This window comes from Nesterenkonia sp. AY15, from assembly GCF_022565855.1.
Classification (GTDB): domain Bacteria; phylum Actinomycetota; class Actinomycetes; order Actinomycetales; family Micrococcaceae; genus Nesterenkonia.
This window is the reverse complement of sequence record NZ_JAJOYV010000003.1, coordinates 1-21,081: the sequence shown is the minus strand read 5'-3', so window position 1 is coordinate 21,081 and position 21,081 is coordinate 1. Positions and strand designations below refer to the sequence as shown.

The 21,081-nt window shown below is 64.4% G+C and carries 19 protein-coding genes and 1 pseudogene; 9 read left to right on the top strand and 11 right to left on the bottom strand.

Annotated elements, in window-relative coordinates; translation table 11 throughout:
* Positions 1–14 precede the first annotated feature (14 nt).
* Entirely contained in the window at positions 15–2,060 is a 2,046-nt protein-coding gene (locus LSI54_RS05635; RefSeq protein ID WP_241477901.1) for a glycoside hydrolase family 9 protein, read from the bottom strand.
* Between the two features lie 266 nt (positions 2,061–2,326).
* Here LSI54_RS05635 and LSI54_RS05630 point away from each other — a divergent pair, with 266 nt between their 5' ends.
* Positions 2,327–3,316, top strand: coding sequence for an aldo/keto reductase (locus LSI54_RS05630; protein ID WP_241477900.1), 990 nt, complete (start codon positions 2,327–2,329; stop codon positions 3,314–3,316).
* 210 nt (positions 3,317–3,526) lie between these two features.
* Here LSI54_RS05630 and LSI54_RS05625 read toward each other — a convergent pair whose 3' ends face one another.
* The 4 genes from LSI54_RS05625 to LSI54_RS05610 form a co-directional block, all read right to left on the bottom strand.
* Positions 3,527–3,739, bottom strand: a complete 213-nt coding sequence (locus tag LSI54_RS05625; RefSeq protein ID WP_241465858.1) for a hypothetical protein — start codon at positions 3,737–3,739, stop codon at positions 3,527–3,529.
* Positions 3,740–4,130: 391 nt separating this feature from the next.
* On the bottom strand, positions 4,131–4,460 hold the full coding sequence (locus LSI54_RS05620) for a putative quinol monooxygenase (RefSeq protein ID WP_241477898.1): 330 nt from the start codon (positions 4,458–4,460) through the stop codon (positions 4,131–4,133).
* A gap of 65 nt (positions 4,461–4,525) precedes the next feature.
* The gene (locus LSI54_RS05615) at positions 4,526–5,311 is read right to left on the bottom strand and encodes an acetoin reductase (RefSeq protein WP_241465862.1); all 786 of its coding nucleotides are present in this window, start codon (positions 5,309–5,311) and stop codon (positions 4,526–4,528) included.
* 71 nt (positions 5,312–5,382) lie between these two features.
* A complete protein-coding gene (locus LSI54_RS05610; protein WP_241470708.1) occupies positions 5,383–6,156 on the bottom strand; it encodes an IclR family transcriptional regulator in 774 nt (257 codons plus the stop codon).
* A 216-nt stretch (positions 6,157–6,372) separates the two neighbouring features.
* Between LSI54_RS05610 and LSI54_RS05605 the strand changes: the two genes are divergently transcribed.
* The 5 genes from LSI54_RS05605 (at position 6,373) to LSI54_RS05585 (ending at position 14,055) form a co-directional block, all read left to right on the top strand.
* Positions 6,373–6,954 carry a hypothetical protein gene (locus LSI54_RS05605; protein ID WP_241465865.1) on the top strand — a complete coding sequence of 194 codons (582 nt, stop codon included), beginning with the start codon at positions 6,373–6,375 and terminating at the stop codon, positions 6,952–6,954.
* Positions 6,954–8,564: a GMC family oxidoreductase gene (locus tag LSI54_RS05600; protein WP_241476453.1), complete on the top strand. Its 1,611-nt coding sequence runs from the start codon at positions 6,954–6,956 to the stop codon at positions 8,562–8,564. Before LSI54_RS05605 ends, LSI54_RS05600 begins: the two co-directional genes overlap by 1 nt.
* Positions 8,565–8,611: 47 nt before the next feature.
* Positions 8,612–11,488, top strand: a complete 2,877-nt coding sequence (locus LSI54_RS05595) for an FAD-binding and (Fe-S)-binding domain-containing protein (protein ID WP_241477896.1) — start codon at positions 8,612–8,614, stop codon at positions 11,486–11,488.
* Between the two features lie 232 nt (positions 11,489–11,720).
* The gene (locus LSI54_RS05590; protein WP_241470705.1) at positions 11,721–12,296 is read left to right on the top strand and encodes a PadR family transcriptional regulator; all 576 of its coding nucleotides are present in this window, start codon (positions 11,721–11,723) and stop codon (positions 12,294–12,296) included.
* A 199-nt stretch (positions 12,297–12,495) separates the two neighbouring features.
* Positions 12,496–14,055, top strand: coding sequence for an ABC1 kinase family protein (locus LSI54_RS05585; RefSeq protein WP_241477894.1), 1,560 nt, complete (start codon positions 12,496–12,498; stop codon positions 14,053–14,055).
* Positions 14,056–14,112: 57 nt separating this feature from the next.
* On the opposite strand, the gene LSI54_RS05580 is transcribed toward LSI54_RS05585, so the two are convergent.
* Positions 14,113–15,579 (bottom strand): protein adenylyltransferase SelO, encoded by a 1,467-nt coding sequence (locus LSI54_RS05580; RefSeq protein ID WP_241477892.1) that lies wholly within the window; start codon positions 15,577–15,579, stop codon positions 14,113–14,115.
* 209 nt (positions 15,580–15,788) lie between these two features.
* A complete protein-coding gene (locus LSI54_RS05575; RefSeq protein ID WP_241477891.1) occupies positions 15,789–16,229 on the bottom strand; it encodes a DUF1622 domain-containing protein in 441 nt (146 codons plus the stop codon).
* Positions 16,230–17,056: 827 nt separating this feature from the next.
* Here LSI54_RS05575 and LSI54_RS05570 point away from each other — a divergent pair.
* The 3 genes from LSI54_RS05570 to LSI54_RS05560 are packed head-to-tail and all read left to right on the top strand — an operon-like array spanning position 17,057 to position 18,893.
* The gene (locus tag LSI54_RS05570) at positions 17,057–17,785 is read left to right on the top strand and encodes a GAF and ANTAR domain-containing protein (protein WP_241465876.1); all 729 of its coding nucleotides are present in this window, start codon (positions 17,057–17,059) and stop codon (positions 17,783–17,785) included.
* Positions 17,782–18,120, top strand: coding sequence for a hypothetical protein (locus LSI54_RS05565; protein WP_241470702.1), 339 nt, complete (start codon positions 17,782–17,784; stop codon positions 18,118–18,120). The genes LSI54_RS05570 and LSI54_RS05565 overlap by 4 nt, the downstream gene beginning before the upstream one ends.
* Positions 18,121–18,125: 5 nt before the next feature.
* Positions 18,126–18,893, top strand: coding sequence for an ANTAR domain-containing protein (locus LSI54_RS05560; RefSeq protein WP_446740416.1), 768 nt, complete (start codon positions 18,126–18,128; stop codon positions 18,891–18,893).
* Between the two features lie 113 nt (positions 18,894–19,006).
* Here the strand turns inward: LSI54_RS05560 and LSI54_RS05555 are convergent, their stop codons facing one another.
* The 4 genes and pseudogenes from LSI54_RS05555 to LSI54_RS05540 all read right to left on the bottom strand — a co-directional run.
* Positions 19,007–19,162 (bottom strand): DUF6131 family protein, encoded by a 156-nt coding sequence (locus LSI54_RS05555; RefSeq protein WP_241470700.1) that lies wholly within the window; start codon positions 19,160–19,162, stop codon positions 19,007–19,009.
* Between the two features lie 395 nt (positions 19,163–19,557).
* The gene (locus LSI54_RS05550) at positions 19,558–20,046 is read right to left on the bottom strand and encodes a cytochrome b5 domain-containing protein (RefSeq protein ID WP_241477888.1); all 489 of its coding nucleotides are present in this window, start codon (positions 20,044–20,046) and stop codon (positions 19,558–19,560) included.
* Entirely contained in the window at positions 20,043–20,471 is a 429-nt protein-coding gene (locus tag LSI54_RS05545) for a hypothetical protein (protein WP_241477887.1), read from the bottom strand. The genes LSI54_RS05550 and LSI54_RS05545 overlap by 4 nt, the downstream gene beginning before the upstream one ends.
* 326 nt (positions 20,472–20,797) lie before the next feature.
* Positions 20,798–21,081 (bottom strand): annotated as a pseudogene (locus tag LSI54_RS05540) (hypothetical protein); the annotation flags it as partial.

Here is a 21,081-nt window from a genome sequence, read left to right as displayed (position 1 = left end):
GTCCCGATACTAGATCAGCCTGCGCGACCCATGTCGTCGAGCCAGCTGGCGTGCCAGGCCAGGGCGGCGTTCCAGTTGATCGTCGTCTCATTGGTGGACCAGGAGTCAGACGCGTCGATGTAGCAGAACTGCGGCGCGCAGCCGGAGAGATCGCCCTGTGCCGTGGGATCGCCGAGGACGGAGTTGGCCCCGCCGGCAAGCTTGCCGGCGGGGAACGGCGGCAGCCGCTCGTGATCGGCCGCGTACCAGCGGCTGTGCATGTTTTCAGAGAAGTACGTGCCGTAGCCGGAGACGTAGGAGTTGTTGATCGCGTTGCGGCCCAGGACATAGTCGATGGCCTCGATCCCGGCTTCGCGGTACCGGGTCTCGCCGGTGAGGTCGAAGGCGGTGGCGATCACCGCGGCGTTGTTGAGCACCATATGGTTCGACCCCCAGTCGTATTCCTCCGGGGCATAGGGGTGGCCGAAGGGCTGATCCTGCTGGACCGCCAGATAGGCGTCGGCGGCGTCGACCACGGAATCGATCACCGCCTCACGGTCCTCCAGGTCGCTGTCCACGGTCGCTAGATCCAGGCGGGCGGCAGCGGCGGTGTTCTTCCAGTCGAAGGCCGGGGTGCCGAAGACCTGGTCCTCGGCGCCGCCCACATGATGCACGTTGGTGCGCACCGCGTCCTCATAGCTGGCTGACCCCGTGGTCAGGTACAGCTGCGCGGCCGCCCAATAGAACTCGTCGCTGAACTCGTGATCGTTATAGGGACCACCGCCGGGATTCGGGTCAACACCGTCGGGGCCCCGGAAGATGCTGGAGTGCTCGGCGGCGGCAGCCCAGGCAGATTCCGCAGCGTCGAGCAGCTCATCGGCGAACTCTTCGTCGTACTGGTCATAGAGGCGGGCGCCGTGAGCTGCGGCGGCTGCCAGGTTCAGCGTCGCGGCGGTGGAGGGCCGGTGCAGATACCGCGGCATCGGGTCCTCGTGCGGGAGGGTGTCCATTCCGGTCCAGGCGATGTCGTGCAGCTTGTGGTGCGCCATCCCGCCGGCATCGATCTCGACCCCGTCGATCGTCATCCAGGTGTCGGCGGGCACCTGCATGGAGAGCATCCATTCAAGGTTCCAGCGAGCCTCGTCAAGGATGTCCGGCACCCCGTTGCCCCGCTCGGGGATCAGCAGGGTCTCGTCACCCAAGGCCTCGTCCACGGTTACCTCGGCGTTCTGGCTGCGCTCATAGGTGGCCAGCAGCTGCCACACCGAGATGCCCGAGTTGACCACGTATTTGCCATGGTCGCCCGCGTCATACCAGCCACCTGCAGCATCCAGGGCGTAACCCTCCGGGCAGCGCCACGCCTCGGGGTCGCCATAGACGTCCGCGCTGGCGTGCTGCTCCGCCCCGTTCCACACGAAGCGCTCCGCCGGCAGGCAGGGCACCTGCAGATCCCCCCGGTTGGGGACGTCGGCGTCGGGCAGGTCTTCCCATGGGGGCACGAATTCCGTGACGTGCCCGGCAGGGCGCTCGTACTCCTGCCTCTCGAGGCTCCCGTCGACCTCGATCGGTTCAATCGCGATGCCGGATCGATGCGTGTAGTAGACGTTCAGGGCATCATGGCGCAGTGAGGTGTATAAGTCCTCGGTGATGTCGAAGGGGTAGCTCTGCTCGCCCTCGGCGGTCAGCGTGTAACCCGCCCCGGAGTCGCCGTGATCGCTGAAGTCGATGGTGTGCACCTCGAGTCCCGCCGACGGGTCGAACCCTTGCGGGGTCGACTCTCCTTGCGCGGCGAGCCCGCCGTCGTCGTCGAGCAGCTGCCAGCTCACCGCTTCCGTCTGGTCGCTGACCAGCGTTGCGCGCTTTGGGCCGTCGGGCAGGTAGCCGAGCTGGTTGACGCGCACGCGTGGCCCGGTCTCATGCCCGAAGGACGCCGCTGCCGACTCGTCATTGCTGGACGTTGAGCCCTCGTCGGCGTGGGTATTCTCGCTGGCGCAGCCCAGCAGGGCGAGGACGGCGACAGCGAGGGTCGCAGCCCCTCTGGCGGGGAGGAAACCGACTCGCTGAGTGGACCTGGGGTGCATCGAGGATCCTTGGTTCGGCGGGGGACGGCCCGCTTCGGTGAACGCTGAGCAGCAACACTGGTTCTGCGGCTCCTCAACGCAGTTTGGCACGACCAACTCAGATGTCAATGGCTTGAGTCGGGGCTGACTTGGCTGAGAACGATCCGGCCCGCGTCGCAGCGGCGGTGAATGTGGGTGCCCTCCGAGAACGTGCCGAGAAATAAACCTCGACCTAGGTGGTGTTCTCCCGGACAAGACCACCCACGAACTTGAGGATTTCTGATCGTATGGGCGACATCCACCACCTGCTGAAAAACACCATCGGCTTCGGCACGGCACCCCTGGGCAACATGTTCCGGGAGATCCCCGAGGACGAGGCGCTGAGCACAATCGAGGCTGCCTGGGACGCCGGCATCCGCTACTTCGACACCGCCCCGTTCTATGGCGCCGGTCTTGCCGAGAAGCGCCTCGGCGCCACCCTCGGAAAGAAGCCGCGCGATGAGTTCCTGCTCAGCACCAAGGTCGGGCGCTACATGTCCGATGAGACCGAGGAGAAGGAGGGACTCTTCGCCGACGGGCGCAGCAACAAGGTCATCACCGACTACACCGCCGAGGCCACGCGGAAGTCGCTGGAGCAGTCCATGGAGCGCCTGGGCACCGACCGGCTCGACTTCGTGTTCGTCCACGACATCTCCCGGGACTTCCACGGCGACGAATGGATCGAGAAGTTCGAAGAGGCCCGCACCGGCGCGTTCCGCGTCCTCACCGAGATGCGCGAGCAGGGTCTGATCAAGGGCTGGGGACTGGGCGTCAACACCACCGAGCCCATCGAGCTGGCCATGCAGCTGGAGGAGACTCCTCCCGATCTGAGCCTCTCGGCCACCCAGTACACGATCCTTCAGCACGAGAAGGCGCTGCAGCGGATGATGCCCCGCGCCGAAGCTCAAGGCGTGGGGATCATCGTCGGCGGACCGTACAACTCCGGAGCGCTGCTGGGCGGGGACCACTTCGACTACACCGAGGCGCCGCAGTCGGTGAAGGATCAGGTGGCCTCGCTGTCAGCCGTGGCCGCCCGCCACGACGTCGACCTCAAGGCGGCCGCGCTGCAGTTCTCCACCGCCCACCCCGCGACCGTCGCAGTGATCCCCGGTTCAAGCCGGCCGGGCCGGATCTCCGAGGACATCGCCGCGCTGTCCGCGACGATCCCCGGCGACTTCTGGGATGAGCTGGTCCAGGAAGGCCTGATCTCAGCCAAGGCACCGCTGCCGCAGGCCTGATAGCCACGGCGGTGTCTTGAGTTCGTAGTCCCAGCGTCGCCGCCGGAGGCAGTGTCGCATCGCCTCTAGCGGTCCCTCGGGGTCAGTTCTATCGTGGGTGCAATGCGTCCCGTGCGCATGGGGGCGTGTTTCAGATGAGAGCTGTCTACCGGGAGCGGAGGCGTGCAGCTGATGGAAGGACCGATCGAGAACCTGACCAACTCTGTGCCGTCATGGGGTGCGAAGATGGCGTTCGGCGAGAGCATCACGATCGGCGGTCGCGAGCTGGTTCCTGCGGCCCTGGTCATCTTCGGCTTCGGCGGTGGCGGGGGTTCGGGCAGAGTCCCGCCGAGCGGGGAGGACCCGGAAAGAGAAGGCGAAGGCAGCGGTGGCGGGGGCGGCGGCTGCGTCTTGCCGATCGGTGCGTATGTCGATGGTCCCCACGGGCCGAAGTTTCAGCCCAACCCGGTTGCCACGGTGATCGTGAGCGCGCCGCTCGTGACTGCCCTCGGCTGGGCGGTGGCCCGGATCATCACCGCCGCAGGCGGGACCGCAGGAGCGCCTGCAGCCAGAGGCCACCGGCTCGTGAACCAGCAGACGCGTTCACGGAACCGCAGGACTGGCTTGGGGAGTCTGCTGAGTGCCGGAGCTCCTCGACGCCGAACCGTGGGTCTTCTCCGTGGTCGTGGACGCGGATCGTCAGGGTCGCACGGACCTCTTCGGGGGCATCGTTTCCGATGAGAAGCCTGAGCCGGGCGTCGTCGCGGGGGGAACATGATCGCTGTTCGGCTCAGACGCACCTCGACCCCCGAACCTGCAGTGCGGGTTGCGGTCTTCAGCTGACCTTCATCTCCCCCATCTCATCCCACCCTGAGCCTTCGACCTGGCGAGAGATGATCTTCGGCGTCGCGACCAGAGCCTCGTGCATCGGGCTGCCCGGGGCAGTGGCAGTCCTGAAGTGCTCAGACTCCACGTGAGGTTCCGCGCCGTCGTCCTCGAAGGCCTCTACCAGCACGTACTGGTTGGTGTCGTCGAGGCTTCTGGACCATTCGAACCACTTGTTCCCCGGCTCTGCGCGCGTGGCTTCGGTGAACGCGCGGGTGATCTCCGGCCACTGCTCAGCGAGCTCCGGCTTGACTTGGAATTTCACGACGATCAGGATCATGTCTTCTCGCTCCTTCTTGGGTTTTTGGTCGGCGTCACCCGCTGCCGTTGGTGCGGGGTCCAGTCTCAGGAGAACTGCATGCCTCCGTCGACCAGCATCGTCTGGCCGGTGATGTAATCGGAGTCCTCCGAGGACAGGAAGGACACGAGGCTGGCGACATCGCTGGGTACTGAGACGCGGCCAAGCAGAATGTCGCCCGCGTACTTCTTGATCGCCTCGCCCTTCTGGAGGCCCTCTTCGGCGGCGAGCTTTTCATCGATGAGGTCCCACATGGCTGTTCCCACGATCCCTGGACCGTAGGCGTTGACCGTGATTCCGTACTGGGCCCACTCCATGGCCGCGGCCTGGGTCAACCCTCGCACCGCCCACTTGCTCGCTGAGTAGGGCGACAGGAGGGCGAAGGGACGGAATGCCACGATGGAGGCGGCGCCGATGATCTTTCCACCGGTGTTCTGCCCCATCATCTGCCTGGCGGCTGCGCGGTAGGAGTGAAAGACCCCCGTGACGTTGACGTCCATCACCTTCTGGAAGTCCTCAGTCTTGTAGTCCAACAGCGACTGGACCTGGGCGATGCCTGCATTGGCCACGAAGACATCCAGGGATCCCCCGGTCTCCACTGCCGTGCGGACCAGCGCATCGACCGAGGACTCCACGGTCACGTCCACCTCGGCGGCGCTCGCATGTCCGCCTGCGCCGGTGATCGTCTCCACGGTCTCGGCTGCTTCTTCCTGCATGCCTGGCAGATCCGCGACGACCACGTGCAAACCGTCCTGGCCGAGCCTCTCCGCAATGCCACGCCCGATTCCGCGTCCGGCTCCCGTGACGACGGCGACCCTCAGTTGTGCACTCATGCGCTGTTCTCCTCAGGTGTGATGGTCAGCACAGTCTGTGGTGCGTCAGTCGAGACGAGCCAGAAGCTCTCTCATCCGGTGAGAACGGTCTTCGATCCGGCGCGCATATACCGACTGCATCGGCCGGCATATTCGCGCAGAGCAGCTTCGATCTGTGGTTCCAGTCCAGCGGCTCGGCGTGCGGACATGCTGACAGCGATCGCGCCGACGTTGACTCCGCTGGCACCGCGAACGGGTACGGCTGCGCAGGTTGTCCTAGGCAGAAACTCCTCGTGCTCCCACGCGATCCCCCGGATCGAGACGGTGTCGAGGTGTTCATCCAGCAGGTCAGGGCGGGCGATCGTGTGAGGAGTCAGGATCGGCATTCCTCGTGCATCGAGATAGGACCTCCTCTCCTCCTGCGGCATCGAAGCGAGGAGGATCTTGCCGAAGGCCGTTGCATGCGCGGCCTCATGGAATCCGAATCGCAGAGGGCGCAGCCGTGGATGCTTCTCGCAGTCGGAGAGGTGTGTGAGCACTATGTCCGAGCCGCGGTAGACCGCGAAGTAGGCAGCCGTCTCCATGGTGCGGTGAAGCTCATCCGTAGCCTGTCGGATGGGGGAGGGTGCCACCAGGCGCTGGCGGAAGGACAGCCCGAGGTCGAAGCACTTGGGCCCCAGCTCGAAACGTCCGTCCTCTTTGAGATGCACGAGGTATTGAGTCGCCACGAGCTCGCTGAGGAGGCGATAGACGCTGGGGAGCGGGATCTCCAAGCGCTGGGCGACCTCTTTGGCTGTGGCGCTCCCAGACGCCGCGACGGCCTCCAGGACAGCGAAGGTTCGGTGGATCACGGCAATGGCTGGCATGGGACCTCGTCTCGTCAGGACTCAGGAATCGTGGGCTCGAAGGGCTTGCTCGGGGTGTTCTCGCCCGGTGAGAACCTACCTGTCGAACAGTGTCCCAGATCACATACCGTTAGAGAACAATCACGAGACGATCGCGTGCAGGTCTCCACAGAAACCCCATCGTGACGGGGCCCCGGGCGGACCTGTCGGCGAGGCTGATCTACAAAGGAGCATCCGATGGTTTTCCCCGCGAAGTACCCCTCGCTCAACGCGACCGAGATGACGGAGGAGGCCCGCCAGACCCTTATCCGCGTGCTGCGCGTCGCTTTTCCTCACCAGTGCGTGCCGGACGGACCCTATGAGCGCACTGCCGACACCATCCTGACAGAGGCGCAGAACGAGACCTGGTTCCGCGTGGCGCTGACTCAAGGGCTGCTCTCGTTGAATCAGCTGTCCGATGGGGACTTCCGCAGCCTGGACGATGCCGCTGCGCTGCGGGTCCTGCGCCGCGTAGACGGCACGGAGTTCTTCGGCTTCGTCCGTCGCACCGCAGTGCTGAACCTCTATGACGATGCGGAGGTCTGGACAGCCCTCGGCTATGAGGGGGCATCGTTCGACCAGGGCGGATATATCAATCGAGGATTCAACGATCTCGGCTGGCTGCCAGATCCGCGCGTCGAGTTTCCCGAGGGGGAGACCATGCCGGAGATCGCCCCCGGTGCGACCGGGGCTCCGCGTCCGGCGGCCGGGGGACAGAAGACCGACAGCACGAATCAGCCGGGCGCGACCAGCTCGGATATGGAAGAGGTGAAGAAGTGATGTCATCCGTTCCCGAGAATCACACACCCGGAGAAAGCGTCACCGGCTACAGCGTCGCCCATGACGAGGAAGCAGTCGTCATCGTCGGGTCCGGTGCCGGCGGAGGCACCCTTGCCTATGAACTCACCTCGAAGGGGATACCTGTGGTCGTGCTCGAGGCGGGGCCCTACCTCACGCATGACGACTATATGAACAACGAGTGGGAATCCTTCAACCAGATGGCATGGTTGGATCCCAGGACCACCTCAGGGTCCTGGCGAGTTGCTCGTGACTTCCCCAATCTCCCGGCATGGATCGTCAAAGCGGTGGGCGGGACCACCACCCACTGGTCTGGCGCGACTCCACGCTTCAAGGATCACGAGTTCAAAGCCCGCAGCGTGTACGGCCGGGTCGATGGCGCCAATCTGTTGGACTGGCCGATCGGGCTCTCAGATCTGGCTCCTTTCTATGACCGCGCAGAGAAAGCGATGGGTTCCACCCACGTCCATGGCCGTCCGCCGCTGCCGGCGAACAACAACTACAAGGTCTTCGCCAACGGTGCCGAGCGTGTGGGCTATAAGTTCTACGCCACAGGCCCCTACGCCACCAACGCCGAGGAGTACGACGGGCGTCCGGCGTCGATCCAGGACGGCTTCAACTTCCAGGGAGACAAGAACCGGTCCAAGTGGTCCACCCTGGTCCGTGAGATACCGCGCGCCGAAGCAACCGGGCTTCTGGACCTGCGCCCCAACTCCCAAGCCGTGCAGATCACCCATGACGCCGAAGGCCGAGCTGACGCCGTGCTGTACCTCGACGAGGAGGGAAGCCTGCATCGCCAGGCGGCGAAGATCGTCTGCGTGGCGGGCAACTCCATCGAGACCCCTCGCCTGCTGCTGCTCTCCGCGACGCCGAGTTTCCCAGACGGGCTCGGCAACTCGTCCGGGCAGCTGGGTCGCAACTACATGCGGCATCTGACAGGCACGGTCTGGGGCCATTTCGAGGAACCGGTGCGCATGTACCGCGGAGAGACGATGGCGGGCATGATCGGAGACGAGTCGCTGCACGACCCTGATCGAGGCTTCGCCGGGGGCTACTATCTCGAAACCATCTCGCTGGGCCCGGCCTTCATGGCCGCGTTCGTCGAGCCCGGCACCTGGGGTCCAGACTTCGCGAAGCTTTTGGACGCCTACACGAACTCTGCCGGCATGTGGATCGTCGGGGAGGACATGCCACAGGAGACCAACCGGATCACGTTGAACACCACCCTCAAGGACAAGAACGGCCTTCCGGTCCCCAATGTCCATTACGACGATCATGTGAACGACGTGGCGATGCGCGAGCATGCCTACGCCGCGGGCGAGAAGGTCTATGCAGCAGTAGGGGCACGCTCTACGCACCGGACACCGCCGTACCCCTCCACGCACAATCTCGGGACCGCGCGGATGAGTGAGCGTCCCGAGGACGGGGTGGTGGACCGTTGGGGACGTTCCCACGACGTGAAGAACCTGTTCGTCTCGGACGGTTCCGTCTTCACCAGTGGAGCGGCCGCGAATCCCACCCTCACGATCGTTGCCCTCGCCATTCGTCAGGCCGACTACATCGCCGAAGAGCTCAAAGCGCAGCGGATTTGAGCCCCAGCAGGAGCAAGTCCGCTGACCATCGGGGAGGCAGCTCCACGTTGACGGAGGTCCCCGCCGATCTCGTCGACGCGCTGCGAAGCGTCGTGGGCGAGGTCGGGGTGCGTGCGACAGACCGCCTGGGGGCCGCCCATGATGCCTCGCACTACCTGCTCACTCCCCAAGCCGTGGTGCGGCCGAACTCCATCGAGGAGGTCGCCGGACTGTTCCAGACAGCTCGACACCTGGGTCTCGGGGTGACCTTCCGCTCGGGGGGAACCAGCCTGTCCGGACAGGCCGTCACGGAGAACCTGCTGGTGGATGTGCGAAGGCACTTCGGCTCCATAGAGGTGCTCGACGGCGGCGCCAAGGTGCGCTGCGGCCCCGGGGCTGTGCTGAGCCAGGTCAACGCTCGACTGCGGCGATATGGGCGCAAACTGGGCCCGGACCCCGCCAGTGAGATCGCGTGCACGATCGGGGGAGTGGTGGCGAACAACTCCTCCGGCATGGCGTGCGGGATCGAATTCAACACCTACCGGACCCTCGACTCCTGTGTGCTCGTGCTGCCCAGCGGCACCGTGGTCGACACTTCGATTGCCGACGCTGATCTGCAGCTCGCCCGCGCTGAGCCTGAGCTGCATGAGGGCCTGGGTGCGCTGCGCGACCAGCTGCGAGCCGCCCCGCTCGCCGTCGAGCGGATCCGGACGCTGCATGCGATCAAGAACACCATGGGCTACGGTCTGAACTCCTTCCTGGACCACACCGACCCGGTCCGGATCCTCGAGCATCTGATCGTCGGCAGCGAGGGCACGCTGGCGTTCCTTGCGCAGGCGACCTTCCGCACGGTGGAGATCAGACCGCACGTGGCCACGGGGCTGCTCATCTACCCCGACCTTGCCGCCGCGACCGCCAGCCTGCCCGATTTGGTGGCGGCGCAGCTTGCCACGGTGGAACTCCTGGATGCGACCAGTCTGCGAGTCTCCCAGCGTGATCCGAAGTCGCCGGAGGAGATCCGGGGCCTCATGGTCGAAGATCACTGTGCGCTGCTGGTGGAGTTCCAAGAGCCCGATGAGCAGGCGCTTCAAGACCGGCTCGAGGCTGCGGCGCTGCTCTGGGAACGGCTTCCCCTGAGTCGCCCCGCCCAGCTGACCACCGACGCCGGTCGACGGGCCGCCTTCTGGCACACCCGAAAAGGTCTGTTCGCTGCTGTCGCGGGCAACCGGCCCTCGGGCACCACGGCGCTTCTGGAGGACATCGCGGTTCCAGTCGCTCGGCTCGGGGAGACCTGTACGGCTTTGACCGAACTCTTCGACACATACGGCTACGCCGACGCCGTGATCTTCGGTCACGCCAAGGACGGCAACATCCACTTCATGGTGACCGAGACCTTCGACGGGGAATCACCGGAGGAACTGGACCGATACGAGGCGTTCACCGAGGACATGGTCGAGTGTGTCTTGGCGCGCGGTGGAACACTGAAGGCCGAGCACGGAACGGGCCGGATCATGGCCCCCTTCGTGCGGCGCCAGGTCGGAGACGACCTGTATGCCGTGATGGAGAAGCTCAAGGCCCTCGTGGATCCGCACCAGATGCTCAACCCTGGAGTGCTCCTGACGCAGGATCCTCGAACCCACCTGAAACATCTCAAGACCTCGCCGAGGGTCGAAGAAGAGGTCGATCGGTGCGTCGAATGTGGGTACTGCGAACCCGTCTGTCCCAGCCGCCGGCTGACCACCACACCGCGTGAACGGATTGTGCTTCGCCGGGAGATCGCAAGGGCCGAGGCAGCCGGAGACGCAGCGCTGGCGCAGACTCTCCGCCGGGAGTATGAGTACGAGGCCGTCCAGTCCTGCGCCGTCGATGGCATGTGTGAGACGGCCTGCCCGGTATTCATCAACACCGGAGACCTGGTGCGGCGCCTGCGCGCTGAGACCCGGTCTGCGCCCGACCAGAAGGTCTGGAAGGCGGCGGCGAGGCAGTGGACGAGCGTGAGTCGGGCAGGGTCTTGGGCTCTGACGGCGGCTGACCACATGCCGTCGGTTCTGCCGCGTGCGGCGTCTGATCTCGCGCGACGTGTCCTCGGCGAGGAGGCGTTTCCACAGTGGACCGATGACCTGCCGCGCGGAGGGCGGGCTCGTCCTGTGCGGCAGGACGCCCAGGCGGAGGTGCTCTGGTTTCCCAGCTGCACGCAGACGTTGTTCGGTGCGGCTGCAGGTGCTGACCCGGATGGGCGACGCAGCGGTGTGGGCGAGGCGTTTCAGCGGCTCTGTGATGTGGCCGGAGTGCGGGTGCGCACACCCGAATCGATGCCGTCGCTGTGCTGCGGGACACCGTGGAAGTCCAAAGGCCTGTCTGAGGGGTACGAGCTCATGCGCAGCAAGGTCGCCGCCGCGGTGTGGGAGGCCTCTGACGCTGGGAGGCTGCCGGTCGTCAGCGACGCGAGCTCTTGCACCGAGGGTCTCGAGGCGCTCCTGCTGGCGTCTGGTGAGCCGGTCGCAGACATCGAGGTCGTGGACGTGGTCACCTTCGCCGCACAACGGCTTCTGCCCGCGCTGCAGGCCCGGAAGCTGCTGCCCGCGCCGATGACGCCCTCTGTGATGCTGCACCCCACCTGCTCGTCTACACGGCTTGGACTGAACTCTGATCTCGATGTACTGGCAGCCGCTGTGGCGGGTCAGGTGTATACCCCGCAGGACTGGGGATGCTGCGCATTCGCCGGAGACCGAGGCATGCTGCACCCCGAGCTCACAGCCTCAGCGGTCGAGGCGCAGGCTGCGGAGGTGCGCAGCGTGCGTGCCGCGGTGCACGCGTCCACGAATCGCACGTGTGAGATCGGGATGACCCGCGCGACCGGTGAGCCATACAGACATATTCTTGAGCTGCTCGACGACGCGGTGCTGCCGCAAGGCCGGGGCCGAACACCGGAGGAGCCTTCGTAGACCTGTAGCGAGGTGAGGGTCGAGTGGCTCAGTCGCAAGTTCACGATTCCAGAACTGGACTGGACACCGACGAAGCGGAGGGTTTCATGCCAGCAGGTCAGTACGGTGACTCTGCTCTGTGCTGATGAAACGACGTTGAACCCGTTTCGTCACATCCTCACGCCAGGTTTCTCGCCGATATATCGTTAAGTCTGATCGGGCCCACAATGGGTGCGGCGCTTAGGAGGCGGTTATGACTGGATCATTTTCAGGCGACTCACATGGCCGGGGCATCTTCGGAGACCGTCGGCCACCGGTGGGAGGGCCACCCGCTGACCTTTGGGACGCGATGGACCAGCTGCGTGGTGCATTCAAGGACAAATCGGCTCCCCGAGCGAACCGCGGCGATGTCCGAGCGGCGGTCCTTGCTCTGCTGGCCGAGCGCTCCATGCACGGCTACCAGATCATCCACGAGATCGAACAGCGCAGCGGCGGGGCCTGGAAGCCCAGCCCAGGCTCGGTCTATCCCACCCTGCAGCTCTTGGCGGATGAAGGGCTGATCCACGCCGAGACAGAGGGTGGACGCAAGACCTACTCACTGACCGAAGAAGGCCGTGAGGCCGCAGAGGCCGCTGATCAGTGGCCTGCGCAGTGGCAGGGCCCTGGGCACCGCGGCCACGCAGTTCGCGCCCTGTCCAAGGCCGGCATGGAGCTTGCTCAGGCAGCCGCGCAGGTCGGCCGTTCCGGAACCCCCGAACAGATCCACCAGGCGGAGCAGGAGCTGGACCAGGTGCGCCGGAAGCTCTACGCCATCCTTGCTCAGGACTGAACGGCGTGACTGCAGCACGTGACGCCTGGGGCCGCGGCTTCCAGGGAATCGAGTGAACCCAACGACCAGGACGCTGCGCGCCCGGTACCGTCGGATTCTCCGGTTTGCCGCACTTCATCTGATCCAGGTGTGGTGGTTCGAGCTGTTCCTGCCGCGAATCGGTCTTGCCCGACTCGCAGCAGTCGGGCGATCTCGACGAATGCGGCGTCTCGCGCAGCGGTTCCATGTCTTGGCTGTGGACCTCGGCGGGCTGATGATCAAGGTCGGCCAGTTCCTCTCCTCGCGACTAGACGTGCTGCCTCCCGAGATCACCAAAGAGCTGGAGGGGCTGCAGGACGAGGTGAGTCCGGTCGCCTTCTCTGCCATTCAGACCGCTGCCGAGAAGGAACTCGGCGTCCCGCTGGAGCAGGCGTTCGCCTACGTCGACCCGACCCCGCTTGCCGCTGCCTCGTTGGGCCAGGCGCATCGCGCCGCACCTTCGGCGCAGGACGCCGAGTTGGCCGGTTTCGCAGCCGCGGTGGTGAAGATCCAACGTCCCGGCATCGGTGAGATCGTCGACGTCGATCTGGCCGCACTGCGACGGGTGAGCCGATGGCTGTCCCGGATCCGGCTGGTGAGCAACCGGGTGGATGCGCCTGCACTGGTCGAGGAGTTCGCCGCGACCAGCATGGAGGAGATCGACTACCTCCACGAGGCTGCCAACGCTGAACGGTTCGCCGCGAACTTCGCCGAGGATCCGCGCGTCTCCGTTCCTGACGTCATGTGGGAACGCACCACGCGACGGGTCCTCACCCTGCAGGACGTGACCGCGATCAAGATCAATGATGTGGAGAGGCTCAAGGCCGCGGGAATCGACCCAGCAGAGGTCGCCACACAATTCGCGAACGTGATGTTCGACCAGATCTTCGTCCACGGGTTCTTCCATGCCGACCCGCATCCCGGGAACATCTTCGTCACGCCGACCCCCTCGGAGGGAAATCCCCTCGCAGAGGGGGGACAGTCACCTCACTGGCACTTGACCTTCATCGACTTCGGCATGATGGGCGAGATTCCGGAGACTCTGCGGGACGGGCTGCGCCGGGTGTTCATCGCCGCAGCCTCGCGTGACGGCAAAGGGCTGGTCGACGCCATTCAAGAGGTGGGTGTGCTGCTTCCCTCGGCCGACACTGCCGAGCTTGAACGAGCGATGACACAGCTCTTCGCCCGATTCGGCGGCATGGGGTTCGCAGAGCTGAAGGAGGTCGACCCGCGCGAATTTCGGGACTTCGCCAAAGAGTTCGGTGACCTGGTTCGCTCCCTGCCATTCCAACTGCCAGAGAATTTTCTGCTGATGCTGCGGACGGTGTCTCTCATCTCGGGAGTCTGCAGCACACTGGATTCCAGATTCAACCTCTGGGACGCCATCGAGCCCTATGCCGAGCAGCTGATCCGCGATCAACGCAGACCTGCGGTCCAGGACGCCGCCCAACAGGCAGTGGCGACGGTGGCTACGGCGCTCCGGCTGCCGGGACGGCTCTCGGAAGCAGTCGACGGCATCGAGGCCGGGCGCATCGCGGTGCGCACCCCGGATCTTGATCGGCGGATCACAGCTCTGGAACGCGTAGGTCGGCGGATCATCTCAGCAGTTCTGTTCACCGGGCTGCTGGTCACAGGGACATTGCTGCGAAGCGACGACAGCCTCGTCGGCTCCGCCCTCATCGCGGCATCCCTCATCCCGCTGCTGCACGCGGTCTTCCCGTCGCGCAGAGGCGGGAACTGAACGAGAGGTTCACATGCATGCCGGGCCTCGAGGGTTCGTTCGTGGCGGGAAGGGAATTCAGGTCCCACAGAAGGTGCGGTAGGGGCCAAAGCTCGCGGGCGCTTCAGAGGCGTATCGAACGAACCTTTCACGCTCGTGGTAAGGATCGGTCACGGCCTCCAGGAGTTGGTGGAACGGTGCCAAGTCACCGTCGGTTGCCGCTTCAAGGGCTTCCTCTACCAGGTGGTTTCGCGGAATGTAGACAGGGTTGACCCTGTCCATCTGCTCTGCGTTCGGGTTGAGGCCGCGCCAACCATCTAGCCAAGCGTCGAGTGCCCCCAGATCCCGAGCCTTCTGTCGAACAGGCCTCACGTCGCCGCGGGCAGCGTGGTTGAGTGCTCGGAAGAACGAGGTGTAGTCGAGCGATTGCTCCTGCAGCAGAGTCATCACGTCGTCGACCACCGGGGTGCATACCTCGTCGTCCAGGTCTTGAGACAACCCGAGCTTGGTCTTCATGCCAAGAAACCAGGCAGCGCTGTACTCGCGGCGGAATGCGCCCAGGGCCTCCTGCGCCAGGGCGATGGCCTGCTCGTCGTCGTCGTTGAACAGGGGGAGCAGAGTCTCAGCAAATCGGGCGAGGTTCCATTCGGCGATCGGGGGCTGATTTCGGTACGCGTAGCGGCCGCTCTGATCGATGGAGCTGAAGACCGCAGCGGGATCGTAGGCGTCGACGAATGCGCAGGGGCCGTAGTCGATGGTCTCCCCAGAGATGGCCATATTGTCGGTGTTCATCACGCCGTGGACAAAGCCGACCAGCATCCATTGAGCCACCAGCTGGGCTTGAGCAGAGACCGCCGCTGTGAACAGTGCGAGATGAGGATTCTCAGCGTCCGCGGCGACAGGGGCATGCCGGGCAATGGCATGATCGGCCAGACGGCGGACCAACTCGCTGCCACCGATGGCGCTGGCGTATTGGAAACTGCCTACGCGCAGGTGGCTGCTGGCCACGCGGGTGAGCACCGCTCCCGGCAGCGGCTTCTCGCGCCGCACGACGTCACCGGTGGCGAGGACCGCCAGAGAACGTGAGGTAGGAATGCCGAGGGCGTGCATGGCCTCGCTGATGACGTATTCGCGTAGCATCGGGCCCAGCGCAGCTCGACCATCGGCACCGCCGCGGGCGAAGGGAGTCCGTCCTGATCCTTTGAGATGTATATCGCACAGCTGGCCTCCGGCGTCGGTGAGCTCGCCCAACAGCAGCGCGCGGCCGTCACCCAGGCGCGGCGAGTATGACCCGAACTGGTGGCCCGAGTACCCCTGAGCTACTGGCGCAGCGCCGCGGGGCACTCGGTTGCCGATCAGCAGACGGACGCCATCGGGGCTCTCTAGGTCTGCGGGATCGAGCCCCAGGTGATCAGCCAGGGGTCTGTTGAGCACAATCAGCCGCGGGGCGGTGGCCACCTCGGCCGACCACGGGATCGACAGCTCCGGAAACTCCTCCGCGAAGCGGCGATCCAGTGAGATATCGGGTTGTGCTGGGGCGCTCATCGGGGGCGACTCCTCGCGTTCTTCCACATGAGAGAACTGGTCTTCCAGGGCCGGCACGGCTGTCGCAGAGCAATGTCGTGCGCATCATCGAAGTCGTGCGCTCTGAAACTCATCACGTGCATGTCTGAGAGTTGTGCAGTGTCCCTTGCATGGGCCCAGACTAGACCACGAGGTAGGGCAGGACCCTGCGGCTGGGCCCTGCCCTTCCGCTAACTCTCGCGGGGATCTTGAGGGCGGGCGCCAGGGTTGCTGCTTTCGCCGCCACACGTACACCGAGCGACGGGGTTGCCCCATACATCTCCTCGCACGCCCCCGTGAGAAGTCTGCCACGGCCAGCGTCCGGTCATTTCGAGCTGGAGGGTGAAACTCAGGAACGTACGAATAAGGACTATGAGACCGAGCGCGAGTATTGCGTCCACGGAGAACCCGATAGCTACTGTCCGGATGATGTCCGCAGCGATGAGGATCTCCAGTCCCAGGAGAATAGATCGTCCGACCCAGCGGCGGTACTCCTCGAAGACGAGGCTCTTCCGGCGAAGGTATCTCCAGCCAGCGAGTCCAGAGGCGATGCTGATTCCGACCACCATCACAACCACTCCAGCGGCATCTACGGCTTTGCCGATGGAATCAATGATCGTGTCGAAATCCATAGTTCCTCCTTAGCCCAGAATGCCGCTTGTGACCCACAGTATCTTCGGCGCATACGAACGCGCGGCTGCTCCCGACTGGGATCTGGATCTGAGAAACGCCAGCTGCGCGGAAACAACGTCGCGCGTCGCCTGAGGGAGGAAGGTGGATGCGGTCCTGGGTCAGGCAGCCGTCATGATCGATGGGCAGGGGACCGGGAAGCAGTTCGGTGGTCGGGTGCAACCAGCGCACGCGTGATGCCAGCTCAGCGGACAGATGGAGCAGGGGGGGACTTTGGGCCCTAGGCGGCGATGGATCCATTGGATACGCTTCGGCCATAGCTCAAGCAGCCGGGCTCTTGTTACTTCAGACAAGGGTGCCCCATGGAGCACATTTCCCGAGTAGTCATCAGCACCTCCGGGGCGTCTGGACCGATCATCGTGGGGCTGGCGGCGTTGGAGATGTACTTCGCTGGCCACCGTGTTCCCAAGGGTCTTCCAGAGATATCTCTGGCGACACCGCACTTTCCGCGGCCGTGCGTGGTGGATGAGTCTGCCGCCATGAGAACTCGGGACCCGCAGTGGGACTCCGGCTCGCGCTCGGAACCGCGGTCGGAGAACACCTACGAACGGCGCCCGTTCCTTCGCTGGAGTTCGCTGACGGGTGCGGCCCCGAGCAGAGAGAAGAATCTCCATCCCGTCTGAAAGAACCAGAAGTTCCCGTTCCCATGACCTACCGCGAGCAAGACCCCACGCTGACCTGTGGGGATCCTGCTGAACTGAGGATTGCGTCACTTCTTATCGGTGCTGCCTGTTGTGGGCTCCATCGGTGCCGCCAGAAGGAGATCTTGATGCCGACTGAACTACCGCGTGATGAACTGTTTCTAGTGTTCGCCCGCGTCGATGGCATGCTGCTCAGCGAGGAAACCGTTGAACACGCGGTTGAACTCCTCGCCCAGGCAGCCAAGAGAACTGTTCCGAGGGCCATCGGAGCCGGCGTGTCATTGATCAGCAGCGCCGGCAGCAGGGTGAGTGCCGGAAGCACTGACCGGGTGGTGCGCGAGGCCGATGATCTCCAGTACGCGACCGGCGAGGGCCCCTGCCTGAGTGCTTGGGCGTCGCGCATGATCGTCAACGTCAATGACGTCGAGTCCGATCGCCGCTGGCCAAACTGGTCTGCCGCCGTCGTCGGGCTGCCGGTCCGGTCGGTGCTGAGCACGCCGCTGCAGCACCAGGAGACCATTGTGGGTGCGATGAAGGTCTATTCCGCCGCGGAACATGCTTTCACACTGGAGAGTGCACGGCTGTTGACGATGTTCGCCGGGCCGGCTGCCGCGCTGCTTGCGCATGTGCAGGCGAAAGACCTCCCGGTGAAGCTCAGCGAATCCATAAGCAACGCCATGGGCCAGCGCGACATGATCAACATCGCCAAAGGCGTCGTGATGGACCAGCATGGGTTCGACAGAAACGCCGCCACCCGTCATCTGATCCAGGTGGCCCGAGCCGAATGCGTGACGATGGGGGAGACTGCGCAACGCATCATCGCCGCCGGTTGGCGGCAAGGCGGCAATCGGTCGTGAAGGATTCCAATTCACCAAAGCCGTCACGGCCTGACGGTGATCCGTCCTCGGCTGGGAGGGATGAGTCGCAGCGACAAAACCTGGGCAGAGCGGTGCGCCATTCCGCCCTTCCGCTGAAGAGGCTGTGGCTGCATTATTTCAGTATGGGCGGCACTGCCGGTGAGTACGAGCTCAATGCTTACATCCACAGCTTGTACTCGTTGCCCGAGTTCCAGCAGGACATTCTGGCCCAGGCCGCCAACGAGATGATCGATATGCTCCCCTCGCCTCCCCGAGCGTCGTACAGCGATGAAGCGGATCACGACTGGGCGCCAAACGCAGAAATCCAGAGGTAGGAACCATGCATAACGGAGAAGGAATCCCGACTCCGAACGAGGCAAAACAGGGACAACCATCCGGGCACGACCAGGGGAGTGCCGCTGGTGAGCATCAGCTGGCCTCACAGCTCGGTGATCTGGTCCGTTCTCTCAACCAGGAGAGCCCGGAGGCGATCCTGGAGCTCGTGGTGGCCGCCGCCATCGAGCTGATTCCCGGTGCCGAAGAGGCCTCCCTGAGCGTCGTCACCGGGCGAGAGGAAGTCGAAACCGTGGCTCCCTCCAGCGAGCTGCTCAGAAGGTTGGACGATCTGCAGGTGGAATTGACCGAAGGTCCTTGCCTCGAGGCGATCTATTCGGAACAAACCATCCGCGTGCGGGAGATGGCGACCGAGGCTCGGTGGCCCGTCTTCGCTGAAAAGGCGACCGAAGCCGGAGTGGGCAGCATGTTGGCCTTCCAGCTCTTCGTGGTGGGAGACAACCTGGGCGCGCTGAACCTCTACTCCAGTCAGGTCGACGCGTTCGACGATGACTCTGAGCATGTCGGGCTGATCGTCGCCTCACATGCCGCGGTTGCCCTCGCCGACGCCCAGCAGGTCAGCCAGCTCCACGAGGCGGTGCAGAGCCGGGACGTGATCGGACAGGCCAAGGGAATCCTGATGGAGCGCTATAGGATCACCGACCATCAGGCTTTCCTCCTGCTGGCCAAGGCCAGTCAGCACACCAACAAGAAGCTGCAAGTTCTTGCCGAAGACCTGGTCAACAGCGGCGAACTCAGCAGCGGGACCAAATGAGTCTAGAAGCCAGACTTGGGCGGGTCCGAGCAGTCGGGGACCGGAGACTGGTCAGGTGCAAGCACCTGTTCCGGGTCGTGTTGTGACACGACGAGGGCGATCCCGCCCATTGGTCACCAGTAGTGACGCCGTCCTCCGACAGCGCGGCCGAGAGAGCCCAAGATCCAGAGGATGGCACCGGCCACAACCAGGATGATGCCGATCGTCCAGAGGATGGAGATGTCAATGACGGCTCCCACGATCAATAGGATGATGCCCAGAATAATCACGAGGTAATTCCTTTCCGTGGGGCGCGGAATTGGCGCCTCATTCGTTGAGGTTACCGCTGGAGATCAAACGTCGGAAGAGGCAAATGGCGAAAGTTTCCCCTCATAGGGCGGGAGAACAGCGTTGAGCCCCCGATACGGCGCCGAAGCGGGGCCCGCCGCGTGGACACCCGGTTTGAATGCTGGGCAGTCTTCTGTGATGCCGAGTTCCGCGAGACTAAGACCAGTCCGATCGACCCGCGGGCACCTGAGTGGGTATCCATCGCAGGGCCCTATGAGCTGCGCATTCTCTGAGCACCGTAATGCCCGACTTTCCACAACGTCGTCGTCGCAGTGGCTGGATCACTGTCCATCTTCTGGATCAAGGCGGTGGCGCTTCTGGTTTCCGCGTCTGGTGATCAGCCCTCAAGGGTGCCGATCTCGAATTCCGCGAGTTGTCCTTCGGGGCGCTCGGCGCCGCCGTGCTGAGCTTCGAAGGCTTCTGCTGCGTCGGTGCCGCACAGTCCTTCGATCCGGTCGGCTCCTCCTGGATGATCTTCGATCCAGTCTGTGAGGTCGTAGACGGTCCCGTCCATGACTGCCCAGCACGAGTCGGGGGAATCATTCTCCTCTACTTGATCCATGGTCAGGACATCGTCAGAAGGTTCCTGCTGCTCTTCCGCTTCGCTGTCCTCAGTTGGGTCCTCATCTGTGTCGGTGTTCTCGTTCTCTGCCTGATCGGTGTCGGTCTCCTGAGTGCTCTCGGTCTCCTCTGCCGATTCAGTCTCGGGGGCTTCTCGATCTTGGTCTGCGCCCTGCCCGCATGCGGAGAGGAGCAGCAAGCTTCCGGCTGCGACGGGGGCCAGGAGAGATCGTCTCCAGTTGGTCTTTCGCGCGAGGGTGTTCATGAGTGTGCTCCTTCTGGATAGTGATTACGAAGTTCGGGCGAACGTCGGGCGTCGCCGCTACGTTCGCGGGAGAAGGCCCAAGCGATGAGCCACGTGGCCATCGCAGCGATCACCAAGGCTCCGCTGAAGTGGAGAGTCAGTGTCATGGCGCTGCCGACGAGAGCCTGGAGGAATGTCAGAACGAACAGCATCACCGCGGTGACCGCAGGAATCAGCCCGGTCTTGGTCCCCCACGCACGGAGAACGAGGGCCAGCGCCAGCGCACCAGAGGTGATGTGGAGTCCGACGGCTGCCACGCCATGGACATCGAGTCCGCGAAAGTCTTGGACGTAGAGACCTGCCGCAGCAAAAAGAAGGCCTAGGGCGACGAAATTAGCCAGGGCCAGGCACCGAGCCGCGCGGAGAAGAGCTGGGGAGGAGAACATGGGATCTACAGCTCACATTCTGTTCTGGTCTGGGACTCGCGCAGGGAGTTCGGAGCCTCGGGTGGGGATCCCCGCCGGGGAGAGCAATTGAGCGGGGCATCCGTGGAATAGCTGAGTACCGCTTGATTTCGTCTGAGGAAGGGGTGTTCTGCAGCGGGTGCCGGAAAGGGGGCGGTATTTGATGGCCCGTTATGACGGTGGCCCCACAGAACCTGGAGGGATCTGTAGGGCCACCACTCTGTCTTCACCATGATCTGCGCCGTTGAAGCAATATGGGTCACGACCCGCGAGGGAGGTCGATCACCCTGCTGGTTAGGCGCGAAGGATCAGGACTCGACGGTGCGCTGGCGCATGAAGAAGGCACCGGCACCGATGGCGCCGAGGGCGAGTGCTCCGCCGCCGGCGGCCATGGCGATATCTGCACCCTGTGAGCCGCCGGAGACGCCGGTGTCGGCGCCGCCTTCAGGCATCCCGTCCATCTGCGAGGCGGTCAGGGTGCCACAGGCAGCGGGAAGAGTCGCAGCGTTGGGCAGGGACTCATCGAGCTCGCTCTGCTTGTTCGCGGCTTCCTCGGTCAGCACGGCCGGGTCCACGCCGTGGACCACGACGA